Below are 10,043 nucleotides of genomic sequence, written 5' to 3' on the forward strand. Positions count from 1 at the left end.
GGTCCGCCGGCAGGCGGAACGGCGAGAATCGGCCCTCGCGAAGCTGCGGTCCCGCCAGCGGGCGCCCTGGTCAGGCGAGGATCGTCACCCGAATGGGCGGAGACAAGGCGCATGCCTTGGCTCCGTGAGGTTGGGGTGCCGGGCCCCAACGGGGTGCGGCAGCCCTAGCGAATAGAGCCGTCATCGGGCGAGAAGCCCGATGCGCCCCCGCACCATTCTTCTCCTTCCGGGGCGGAGGCTCTCCCGCTATGGTCAAACTGTTCATAGCCCGATCAGCCTTGAACAGAGGCACCTATGGCAAAGACACTGGAACAGGAGCGCGCAGCGTTCGAAGCGGATGCACAGCGATTGGAGGAACGCCGCCGAAAGCTCGAAGAGCGAGAGCGCGAGCAGGCCATATCGGCGGTGGAAAAAACGGGCCTGCTGAAGCTTGAGATCAAGCGGCTGACCGCGATCGTCGAGCGGGTAAAATCGCTCGGAATCGACGAGGTCGAAAAGCGGCTGAGAGCCTGAACCCAGCCTGCCGCGGCAGCGCTGCGGCACGGGCATAGGGGGTTCGATGCCCCCTATGCCCGTATTCCTCCCAGCAAAAAAAGGGAGAGGCGACGCGCGCCCCTCCCCTTTTTGTCGGTCTCAGAACTCGTCGAGGATCCCGCCCGGCGCGGTGTAGACGATCCGGTCGATCATCGCCGGTGTGAGGTTCCCGTAATCGCCCTCGTCGATGGCGAGATATCCCTGCTCTTCATCCTCGATGACATGTTGATCGAAGAAGCTGTGAAGCGCCCGGCGTTCCGCGTTGGCGACCGCTGCGAAGTAGGCGTTGTTGTGGGCGGCGGCGGTGTTGGTGATCGTCTGCATGGCTATGCTCCTGTCTGTCTTGAATGACAGGGGAAGGCGCGTCGGGCGGGTGAGGTCGGGTCAAGGATCGCCGGCTTGCCGGCGACCGCGCAGCGGCGGTGGGGGTCACGATTTTCTTCGGCGGCCACCGGTGTCGAGGGGGGAGCGCTGCGCTCGATCCGCCGGAGAAAATGGTGGGGCCCCGCCGTCCTTGAGGCGGCCTCGCCCGGCCGACAGAATGGGAAGACTGTGAGAGATGTTTCCTCTCGGTCGGAGGACCAGGCCGAGGCGTAGCGGCGTGCGGACCGGCGGGTCCGCGCGTCACGCGAGCGAGCCTGCGTCTGGCAGCCTTCGCTATTCCATGCCGTCATGGAACAGCCTCCAGAGGAGCGCGTCCCCTTCAATCTCGCGGAGCCGAAGCTCCAGCGACAGGGCCGCTTCCCGCTCCGCGATCCGGGCGTTTTCGGCGGTCGTGAGGGCGGCGCGATCGATTCCGGAGAGAAAGGTTTCTCGGTGGTTGAGGAGGCGCCGCAGCCGTGCCGTTTCGCGGTCGATCGATGCGATGGCGGCGACGGCAGCGTGGGTTGCGGATACGGTCATGGTTGCGCTCCAGGTGCGAGGGGATTGAGCGCTCGAGCGCCCTTTCGTTCGAGACGCCGCCGTTTTGGCGGAGGGAGAGAAGAGGAGCCGGGCGCGCGACCCCGCCCAAGGGCTGATCAGGGGTGCCCGTCGCAGTGGCAGTAGGGCATGGCCGCTGTGCCTTGGTGTCGCGGATGGTCTGTGTTAGTTCCCGCGCTGCGCTGCGAAGGCCGTGGCGCCGGGACTGGTAATCCCGTCGAGAAAGGCAACTCGGTGTGGTTTCACGCCGGGGTGCCTGCGCATATGTCCAGGTGCCTCGGCACTAAAAGCGTAGGCGCATGTCTCGACGTGTTACCAGCCCCGGCTCCCGCGCCCCAGCGCGGGAGTTGCTTGGCGAGAGCGCCCAAGTTGCTCCGATGATGGTCGCGCTCCGGAATGCGATATGGACCTCAACGAGAAGGATCCGGGCGTGACACGGGCGCTCGCCTTGGCGCTGATGCGTCAGGCGCGCGAGTATCTCGGCGCGATCGGCGAGGACGAGGCGTCGCTTCATCTGCAACGCGCGATCGATGCCCTCCTGAAGCCCGCGCCCGGCAATTCGGCGCAAGCCTGAGCGGCAAAAAAGGGCGCGCCATGCGAGGTGACGCGCCCTCCTTCGGCGGCGGGAACGGGCGGAGGCTATGCCCATTCCAGCCGCGAAGTGTCGTCGGCGTCGGCCAGGCCGATGAGCTGGTCGAGCCGATCAAGATACGGGGTGATCCCCTCCTCCTCCGCACGGCGCCGGACGGCCGGGTTGGCAAGCCGCACGCGGACGGCATCTATGGGTATTTCGCCGATGCTGTCCGGCGCCAGTCCGAGGCTCTCAAGCAGGACAGCGGCGTTGCCCGAGGCGAGATCGAGTTCGAGGCCCCGATCGGAGGTGAGAGCGACCCGCATGGCGATCGTTGCTGCCCCCTCGTCCCGCCATACGCTGACCCGGCGGCATCGGAACTGGGCCTCTTCGACGACGCTGATGACGTCCGCGTCGAAGTCGAAAATCCTCGCGATCGCGGCCAGCGCGAGTGGGCAGACGCGTGCTTCGAAGTGATAGGAAAGATACTCGTCCTCGGGCGCGTCGGGGTCGAGCAGAACGGCTCTGCAGCGGGCGCTTTCCTCGCGAAGGAAAGTCCGGAAGGCGGCGAGTTGCCGGGCGTTGATGGTGGCTCGCGGACCCGGCTGGTCATCGGCCGCCGTCGCGATACGGAACGTGATGGACATCTCGTCCTCCCTTGTTGAACCGCAGCCGATCCTCCCCCTCTCCTTTTCCGCCAGCGGCGGGATGCCGGAGCGAGCGCGCAGGCGCTCAGTCTCGCGGCGCGAAGGGGCTCGATGCCCCTGAGCGCCGCTTGTCGACGCAAGAAAGGAAGAGAGGCCCCGGCTTACGCCGGAGCCTCTCGGACAAGCGCCTCAGGCGGCGCGTTGGCCCCGCTGCTGGGTGAGGCGGACGATGTGCAGCGGAACACCCGCCTGCCGCAGCTTCTGGGCGAGATTCTGCTGGATGCCCGAGCCTTCGCAGATGACCGCTTCGACCGGCTTGAGGTTGAGGATGCGGTCGTTGCGGACGAAGGCGGCGCGGTTGCCCTGGCTGCGATCGAGGCGGAACTGGATTACCTTTACGCCGCGCGAGGCGGCCCATGCGTGCGCCACGGCATCGCACCCCTTGGCCTGCGCGGTCGTCGCGAGGATCATCTCCGGGATGCGCGCCTTGATGCTGTCGAGACCCTTCCAGAGCAGGTCGCCGTCTTCCCAGACCTGACCGCCCGAGAAGGCCACCACAGGTCCTTCGGGCGCGAACTGTTCGCGGCGCTCGCGGGCGCGTGAGGCGAGATAGTCGCGGGCGTCGATCATCGATGCGTTGAGCGCGCTCGACACCCTGCTTCCCCGGACCGGCGAGAAGGGCTTGCCGGTTTCGACGCGATATACTTCGGCGGCGTGGTCGCGCATGCATTCCATCGCTTCCCGGCAACCTTGCAGCGTCTGACACAGGAGCTGCGTGTCCTCCAGTTCGGTCGCGTAGATCTCGGAGGGGTCGTAGGCGCGGGCGAGGTCGCCGAGCTTCTTGGCCGCGTCGTCCTCCCGGCCCTCGATCCGCTTCGCCACGACGTGGAAGCTGTTCGCGAAACCCCAGGCGAGATCGGTCGCGAAGGCCTCCATGCGCGTGTCGCGCAGCACATCGAACATCGTCTGCATCATCATCTCGACGGCGGCCCGGACTTGCTCGGGGTCGGGCATGTCCAGCGCTTCCGGCGCCTCGACGATGCTGAGCTTGGCCATCTCGCTATGCTCGATGAAAGCGCCTTCGTAGGTCTGGGTCAGGTCCTCGTTTTCGCGCGCGGCGGCAATGTGGCTGGCGAGGTCGGCGAAGTTGGTGAAACTGGTCTGCATGATAGCCTCCTTGGAATCTCATCCATTCGATGAGGCTTCTCATTCGACGTGCGGCGGTCGTGCCGGTCAGGGACGTTAACCGGGAAGCCGGCGCCAGTCGGATCCCGGTTAACGCCGCGAAGCGGGGAGCGGGGGAGCCGATTTTCTCGGGCCCGGAGCGCAGCGCAGGGTGCGTGAAAATTGGGGGAACCGCTCATCCTTGACGGGCTCGGATCCCCGCACGTCACAACTAGGAATTCAGAGAGAGAGATTTTTTGGTCACCACCTCTCCTCACGCTCCCCGCAAGGTGATCGTCACCCGTAAGGGCGTGCGCCGTTGTGGCGCGAAGAAGAAAGGAGAGTTCGAATGAACTGAGCTTATTGGCATAGCTCATGCCTGACCGACTTACCGGTGCTGGTGATGAACCGGCTGAGATTCCGAAAGGAAAACGGGACCATAGCATGTCGGGGTACGGATCGAAGTTGGGCGCCGCAGCCTGACGGTTGACCAGCAGGCAAGGCGCGCATGGTGAAGACTTGATTGTTTGAATCCCAGTTTCCAACGACCACTAGGTAGGTGACGGTGAACGCGGCTGACACACCGTCTCGAGCGGAGCGAGGAGCACGGCCCTGCAAATCGCTGCCAGTCCGCCCGGCGTGGCCCCGGTAAGGGGATTAAGGAAACGAACGGGGCACCTAAACGCGCCGCGACTCCTCACTCGCGCAACTGCGGGATCGCCTAAACAGGACGGCTTGCCGGACCTGCATGGCGACGGAGCCGTCATAGTAGTCAAATGCCCGGTGCAATGGCCGGGACAACCGCCGAGAGGCGGACGGGACAGCGGTATAAGCGGGAGCGATCCTTGTCGAAATCCGCGCGCCCGGGCGAAGGACGGCAGTTCTGTAAACTCGATGGATCAACGGAAAGGAACTGCTGATGCAGACCGCTACTATCCTGAGACGGATCGAGAAGCTTCCGGCCCTGTCGCGGGCGGGCAAGCGGATCAATGGTCTCCACCGCCTCATGCGGTCCCGCTGCTTATATGAGCGGGCTTATGACAGGGTATCCCGAAACCGGGGTGCCATGACGCCGGGAGTAGACGGCCAGACCTTCGACGGCATGACGCTGGCGAGGCTGGATCGTCTGACCCAAGGCGTGGCGGAAGGCCGTTACCGCCCTCGTCCAGTGCGGCGGGTCTATATCCCCAAGGGTAATGGTAAAATGCGCCCATTGGGCATTCCTACGGCGGATGATCGCATCGTTCAGGAGGCGGCGAGAATGATCCTCGCGGCGATCTATGAGCCTGTGTTCTCGAAACACAGTCATGGGTTTCGCGCGGGTCGCTCCTGCCACACGGCTCTCGAAGAGATCCGCAGAACCTGGACGGGCGCGAAATGGCTGATCGAAGTGGATGTTCGCGGGTTCTTCGACAACATCGACCATGATATCCTGCTCAGCCTATTGGCCCGCCGGATCGATGATCCTGTGTTCATTGATCTGATCGGGACGATGCTCAAGGCCGGGTGCATGGACGAATGGAAGTTCGAGCGGACCTATAGCGGCACTCCACAGGGCGGGGTCATCTCGCCCTTGCTTGCCAACATCTATCTTCATGAGCTTGACTTGTTCATGGAGGAAATGCGGGCTCGCTTCGACAAGGGCGTCAAACGGCGGGCCAATCCCGCATATGTTGTCCAAAGCCAGAAAATCGCCGCACTTCGCAAGGAGATCGATGCAATCCGTGCCGTTGGCGCGGATGAGGCAGAGGTCCGAACCCGTCTTGCTCGGATCGAAGCCATCAATCGGGATCGACGGAAGATATCATCCGTTGATCAAATGGACCCCAACTTCCGCCGCCTGCGCTATTGCCGTTATGCCGATGACTTCCTCGTCGGCGTGATCGGCAGCAAGGCGGATGCCGTTCGGATCATGGCCGACATACAGCACTTCCTTGCTGATCGGCTCAATCTGACGGTATCACCGGAGAAAACCGGGGTTCGCGATGCATCGAGGGGATCGCCGTTCCTTGGCTTCCACGTATGCGCCTTCACGCTGCGCTCTCCCGGAACAATGGCGGGGCGACAGGCGGTCGGCGGCGGGATGCGACGCATCCTTCGTCGGCCAACGCGGGGGAATATCAAGCTGTGGGTGCCGAGGGATCGGGTCTATGCGTTCTGCAGGCGCAAAAAGCTCGGCAACCTCGACATGAGGAATGGCCGGGTGCGTCCGCAACTCATGGAATCCAGTTTGGCGGAGATTATCGTTGCCTATAACTCAGAGTTCCGGGGCTTCGCGAACTATTATGCGATCGCCGATGGCGTGAAAGCGTCACTCGACAAGTTGGAGCTGGTCATGCTCAGGAGCCTCTTTGCGACTGTAGCATGCCGGCGACGCTCGACGAGGCGGCAGGCCGAGGAATATCTGAAGATGGGGTCGGATCACGGTGTTATCACCGTGGTTCGGGGCGAGCCGCGCGTCCATAAGGTGTGGAAACTGAAGCATCTGATCGTGAAGACGTGGGATAACCCCCTCGTCGACTCCATCACGGTAGGCTCTCGCCTTGCGCAGAGCCCGAACGATCTGGTCACGCGCCTGAGTGCCGAGCAATGCGAGGCATGCGGCGACACCGATGGTCCGTTCGAGATGCATCATCCCAATCGCCTGAAAGATAAGCGACGCGACCAACTGACGCCTTGGGTACAATCGGCACGACGGCGCAGGACAGTCGTCCTGTGCCACAAGTGTCATGTTGCGCATCACGGTGGCCGGATGCCTGTCAGAATGGAGAGCCGTGTGCATTGAAAGGTGCAAGCACGGTTCGGGGGGAGGCGCTGGGGCGTCCTCGAAAGAGGCGTCTCGCGTCTACCCTACGGAGACCCGGCGGAGACGGGGCTCCGGGAGCGACAGCGAGTAGAGCGCCGGTCCCGCCCGCAGGGTGGGATGCGTCGAACCATTGGCGGTTGATGACAGCGCGACGACGGCAGGTCGCAGGCGGCGGGCAAATCTGGCAAGCAGCGTCTTTGACGAACCTGCGGAGTGCGCGTGAAGGCCCTGATCCAGGCGAACTATGAGGAGCGATTGTCGCGCTATGCGACGCTGCTGCACGGGACCGAGCCACCCGGCCTGGCCGCCAAGCTCGGCGTCTATGCGCAGCTGCTCCGGCAGCATGAAATCCATGGCGATCGCCTCTGGACGATCGAGCCGATCCTCTATCCATTGATGCTGTCGGCCGAGACCGACCTCCACCTGGCCGTCGCGCGGCTGCTCGAGGATCCCCGCCGGGCGGAGGGCAGCGTGTTTGCGTTTCTGGAGTTCTGTCGGAAGAACCGGGAAAACATCGCCTGGAAGGCGGGCACACCACCCGCCGATGTGCTCGACGCGCAGGTCGCGGCGCTCGAGAGTCATCGGCCGACGATCGCGGCGATCATGGGCCGCCGGGACCGGTTCTTCGCGCACCTGGACAAGAAGTATTTCCTCGATCCGGGGCGAATCTACGAGGATTATCCGCTTGAAGGGTCTGCGGTTATCGCGCTCGCCAATGCTGTGATCGCCGTGATCTCGGAGCACCAGTGGAAGCTCAGGGAGCACGCCAATTTCCATTTCGCCGAGTTCTTCGAGATCGGTGTCGACAACATGGTGCGCAATCTCGAGGCGGGCCGCCGCCAGAACTACCCGGGCCAGCTCGACTGACATCGATCGATCGATTGTCGGTCCGCCGGCGGCACGAAAAATGCTATACGGAGTCGGGGCGCAGGATCACGATGCATGGAGAGCGTCATGAGATTGGCGATGGACGAGGCCATGATCCGGGACGCCGCGGAGGCACTCGCCGCGCGGTTCAAGGATCTGCTGGTCGACGGCTTGGCGCGCAGCTTCACCCTGTCGCGCGACGAGGTGGTGCTGGCGCTGGGTTTCACGCAGAGCGTGGCCGACCTGCTGACGCCGACGATCCCGGCGCCGGCGATGCGGCTTCCGGCCTGAACACAGGCGGACAGAGCGGCGCGTGAGCGCCGCTCCGTTGCGCTTCAGAAGAAGTCGATCTTGTCGGCGATGATCTCGCAGCCGTAGCGCGTCACGCCGTCGCGGTCCTCCCAGCTCGAATAATGCAGGCGGCCGGTGATCGCGACCACGTTGCCCTTCTCCCGGATCGCGGCGGCACGGCCGAGACCGTTGAAGCAGGTGATCTTGTGAAACTCGGTTTCCTTGGCGGTGTAGCCGGTGGCCTCGTCGACATAGGTCTTGCCGTCCCTGAGCTTCACGCGATCGGTCGCGACGATGAGGGTGGTGACGGTGCCGCGCGTCTCGGGGTCCTTGGCGACCCGGCCGGTGATGTTGACGTTGTTCATGGGACTGCTCCTTCCGATGCTGCGGCGGCCTTTCCGCCGGTGACACCGAAGAGCGGCGTGCGGGCGCGGCCGACACCGGAGCGCGAAGCGCGGAGGGAAACCCCGGGAGCGAGCTGGCGCGGGCAGCCGCGTAGCGGCAACACGGGCGAGCGGATGGGGTTGTGGGACGCGGCCGTCTCGCCGCAGGTGTCAGGAACCGGCGACGGAAAGGCGCTGGCACCAAAGGATGACGGGGACCCACCACGTCGATGCGGGGCCGATCGGCGATTGACCGGCAAATGCAGCGTCATCTCATTGGACGCGTCTGGCGGCGCAATGGGTCAGGAGGTCCGCTTAACCTGGGCGATCTTGCCAGCGTCGTAGGCGGCAAGCCAACGCGTGCGAATGGTCTCGTAGAGGCTGGCCGGGAGCACGCCGTATGCGACGTCGCCGGCCGGATCGCCGGGCGCTGGAAGCAGGTCGGGGCCGGGCCATTGGAAGTGGTTGAGTTCGGTGAGGATCACCCATGATCGCTCGTCGTCGAGGCCAAGGCGCGCCTTCGTCGCCGCCGGGATCTCCACCGCGAGTTTAGGGTCAGCCGGGGGCGTGTGCGTCACCGGAAGGACGGTGACCATTCTTGCGCCGGCCTTGGTGGTTGCGGTCAGGAGGATGGCGCAGGGGCGGTCCTTGCTGCCCTCTTCGTGGCCGGCCTTGGCTTCGTGGCTCCAGAGATAGGCGTAGCGGATGACGAGGCCTGGAACCGGTTCAGGTATTTTCACGCGTCAGGACTCGACCTCGTTATCGAACGCGGCTGCCTCGGCAGGCGCTCGCGCGGCGCGCACGCCCTCGGCAATCTCGTCCGGGATGTTGTCGAGCGTGTAGACCTGACGATCACGGCTCTTGAGCCGCTGATATTCGGCATGCGACAGAAGCACGAGGCTTTCATGCCCATGATGGGTGATGGTCAGCGGGCTCTCGAGGGCCTGGCGGCTGAAGCGGCCGAAGGATTTCGAGACCTCGACGGAACTGGCGGTCTGGGGCATGGCGATTCTCCTGCCCGGAATATACGGAGTTTCCGGATAAATTCAAGGACGGCGGCTGACTATCGGGCAGGTCGCGTCCAGAGCGAGAGGTTCCCTCTGGCGCCTTGCCAGTCCTGGCGTTGGCGCGAGAAGCCCGCCCGGCTCAGCTTCCCGTGCATCCTGGGATTGTCGGTCGTGGCGAAGCAGGCTTTGGTGAGCGGATCGGCCACGGCGCGAACGAGGCGCTCCCCGAGGCCCTGCCCTTCCATGTCCTTTGCCACGACGATGTAGCCAAGTTCCGGGGCATCCTCATAGCCATCGATTGCCACGCCGGCCTCGGCGAACTTCTTGCAACGATAGTTTGTGGACGGGTCTTTGAGGACGCCGGCACCGACGATGCGATTGGTCCCGGGCTCGCGAAGCAGTTCCACGCGGTGGCTTCGGCCGAGCCGCGGCAGGATACGTTCGATCGTGTCGGGGATCGCCCCGCCGTCTTTCACAAGCGCTGCAAGCGCTCGTTGATCGTCCCGCCCGAGGTCGGTGAAGCGGCCGGTCCAGGAAACGGGTTGATCATCGGCCGCCATCGGCACTCCTTGCTGACCGCGTGTCCGCGGCTTCCCGGATTCTACCGAAGATCGGTGTCCGGCCTATAGCCGGAAACAGAAAAAAGGGCCCGCTTCGCCGGGGGGAGCGAAGCGAGCCCTGGTGATCCGTGCGCCCGATGAGGCGCACGGCGTGAGGTCAGTCGGCCATCTCGGGCTGGCGGCGGCGACGGCCGCCGGAAGCGGGCTCGCCACCGGAGGCGGGCTCTCCGCCGAACGCGCCATCGGCCGAGGATTCGCCGAGCCCGTCCGTGCCTGCCGGCGCCGCCGGCTC

13 protein-coding genes are annotated in these 10,043 nt (G+C 64.6%); 5 read left to right on the forward strand and 8 right to left on the reverse strand.

The genetic code is table 11. The annotated features are described in order from the left end of the window. Window positions 1–294: 294 nt before the first annotated feature. The gene (locus tag XM50_RS08085; RefSeq protein ID WP_010339735.1) at window positions 295–513 is read left to right on the forward strand and encodes a hypothetical protein; all 219 of its coding nucleotides are present in this window, start codon (window positions 295–297) and stop codon (window positions 511–513) included. 120 nt (window positions 514–633) lie between these two features. Here XM50_RS08085 and XM50_RS08090 read toward each other — a convergent pair whose 3' ends face one another. Both XM50_RS08090 and XM50_RS08095 read right to left on the reverse strand, forming a co-directional pair. Next, window positions 634–858 (reverse strand): hypothetical protein, encoded by a 225-nt coding sequence (locus XM50_RS08090; RefSeq protein ID WP_046408781.1) that lies wholly within the window; start codon window positions 856–858, stop codon window positions 634–636. A 333-nt stretch (window positions 859–1,191) separates the two neighbouring features. Continuing rightward, window positions 1,192–1,437, reverse strand: a complete 246-nt coding sequence (locus XM50_RS08095; RefSeq protein ID WP_037448177.1) for a hypothetical protein — start codon at window positions 1,435–1,437, stop codon at window positions 1,192–1,194. A 421-nt stretch (window positions 1,438–1,858) separates the two neighbouring features. Between XM50_RS08095 and XM50_RS20485 the strand changes: the two genes are divergently transcribed. Continuing rightward, complete coding sequence (locus XM50_RS20485; protein ID WP_164521873.1) at window positions 1,859–2,029, forward strand: hypothetical protein; 171 nt, start codon at window positions 1,859–1,861, stop codon at window positions 2,027–2,029. A 65-nt stretch (window positions 2,030–2,094) separates the two neighbouring features. On the opposite strand, the gene XM50_RS08100 is transcribed toward XM50_RS20485, so the two are convergent. Further along, the gene (locus XM50_RS08100) at window positions 2,095–2,673 is read right to left on the reverse strand and encodes a hypothetical protein (protein ID WP_046408783.1); all 579 of its coding nucleotides are present in this window, start codon (window positions 2,671–2,673) and stop codon (window positions 2,095–2,097) included. 189 nt (window positions 2,674–2,862) lie between these two features. Then, window positions 2,863–3,840 (reverse strand): DUF2493 domain-containing protein, encoded by a 978-nt coding sequence (locus XM50_RS08105; protein ID WP_037448183.1) that lies wholly within the window; start codon window positions 3,838–3,840, stop codon window positions 2,863–2,865. Between the two features lie 916 nt (window positions 3,841–4,756). Here XM50_RS08105 and XM50_RS08110 point away from each other — a divergent pair. From XM50_RS08110 to XM50_RS08120, 3 genes are all read left to right on the forward strand, one after another. After that, the gene (locus tag XM50_RS08110) at window positions 4,757–6,622 is read left to right on the forward strand and encodes a reverse transcriptase/maturase family protein (protein WP_046408784.1); all 1,866 of its coding nucleotides are present in this window, start codon (window positions 4,757–4,759) and stop codon (window positions 6,620–6,622) included. A 276-nt stretch (window positions 6,623–6,898) separates the two neighbouring features. Beyond that, complete coding sequence (locus tag XM50_RS08115; protein ID WP_037448276.1) at window positions 6,899–7,510, forward strand: AbiU2 domain-containing protein; 612 nt, start codon at window positions 6,899–6,901, stop codon at window positions 7,508–7,510. Window positions 7,511–7,609: 99 nt separating this feature from the next. Continuing rightward, on the forward strand, window positions 7,610–7,801 hold the full coding sequence (locus tag XM50_RS08120; protein WP_037448279.1) for a hypothetical protein: 192 nt from the start codon (window positions 7,610–7,612) through the stop codon (window positions 7,799–7,801). Between the two features lie 44 nt (window positions 7,802–7,845). Here XM50_RS08120 and XM50_RS08125 read toward each other — a convergent pair whose 3' ends face one another. From XM50_RS08125 to XM50_RS08140, 4 genes are all read right to left on the reverse strand, one after another. Next, complete coding sequence (locus XM50_RS08125) at window positions 7,846–8,166, reverse strand: single-stranded DNA-binding protein (RefSeq protein WP_037448186.1); 321 nt, start codon at window positions 8,164–8,166, stop codon at window positions 7,846–7,848. A 320-nt stretch (window positions 8,167–8,486) separates the two neighbouring features. After that, window positions 8,487–8,924, reverse strand: coding sequence for a hypothetical protein (locus tag XM50_RS08130; protein ID WP_046408785.1), 438 nt, complete (start codon window positions 8,922–8,924; stop codon window positions 8,487–8,489). 3 nt (window positions 8,925–8,927) lie between these two features. Further along, on the reverse strand, window positions 8,928–9,188 hold the full coding sequence (locus tag XM50_RS08135; protein ID WP_037448192.1) for a type II toxin-antitoxin system Phd/YefM family antitoxin: 261 nt from the start codon (window positions 9,186–9,188) through the stop codon (window positions 8,928–8,930). A gap of 59 nt (window positions 9,189–9,247) precedes the next feature. Beyond that, window positions 9,248–9,751 (reverse strand): hypothetical protein, encoded by a 504-nt coding sequence (locus XM50_RS08140; RefSeq protein ID WP_156167204.1) that lies wholly within the window; start codon window positions 9,749–9,751, stop codon window positions 9,248–9,250. Between the last annotated feature and the right edge of the window lie 292 nt (window positions 9,752–10,043).

It is taken from the genome of Sphingomonas sp. Ag1 (assembly GCF_000980895.1).
Classification (GTDB): Bacteria; Pseudomonadota; Alphaproteobacteria; order Sphingomonadales; family Sphingomonadaceae; genus Sphingomonas; species Sphingomonas panaciterrae.

Excerpts from the sequence above, each read along its gene's own strand:
- XM50_RS08085 (WP_010339735.1), top strand. The coding sequence starts at position 295 with ATGGCAAAGACACTGGAACAGGAGCGCGCAGCGTTCGAAGCGGATGCA.
- XM50_RS08090 (WP_046408781.1), bottom strand. The coding sequence starts at position 858 with ATGCAGACGATCACCAACACCGCCGCCGCCCACAACAACGCCTACTTC.
- XM50_RS08095 (WP_037448177.1), bottom strand. The coding sequence starts at position 1,437 with ATGACCGTATCCGCAACCCACGCTGCCGTCGCCGCCATCGCATCGATC.
- XM50_RS20485 (WP_164521873.1), top strand. The coding sequence starts at position 1,859 with ATGGACCTCAACGAGAAGGATCCGGGCGTGACACGGGCGCTCGCCTTG.
- XM50_RS08100 (WP_046408783.1), bottom strand. The coding sequence starts at position 2,673 with ATGTCCATCACGTTCCGTATCGCGACGGCGGCCGATGACCAGCCGGGT.
- XM50_RS08105 (WP_037448183.1), bottom strand. The coding sequence starts at position 3,840 with ATGCAGACCAGTTTCACCAACTTCGCCGACCTCGCCAGCCACATTGCC.
- XM50_RS08110 (WP_046408784.1), top strand. The coding sequence starts at position 4,757 with ATGCAGACCGCTACTATCCTGAGACGGATCGAGAAGCTTCCGGCCCTG.
- XM50_RS08120 (WP_037448279.1), top strand. The coding sequence starts at position 7,610 with ATGGACGAGGCCATGATCCGGGACGCCGCGGAGGCACTCGCCGCGCGG.
- XM50_RS08125 (WP_037448186.1), bottom strand. The coding sequence starts at position 8,166 with ATGAACAACGTCAACATCACCGGCCGGGTCGCCAAGGACCCCGAGACG.
- XM50_RS08135 (WP_037448192.1), bottom strand. The coding sequence starts at position 9,188 with ATGCCCCAGACCGCCAGTTCCGTCGAGGTCTCGAAATCCTTCGGCCGC.
- XM50_RS08140 (WP_156167204.1), bottom strand. The coding sequence starts at position 9,751 with ATGGCGGCCGATGATCAACCCGTTTCCTGGACCGGCCGCTTCACCGAC.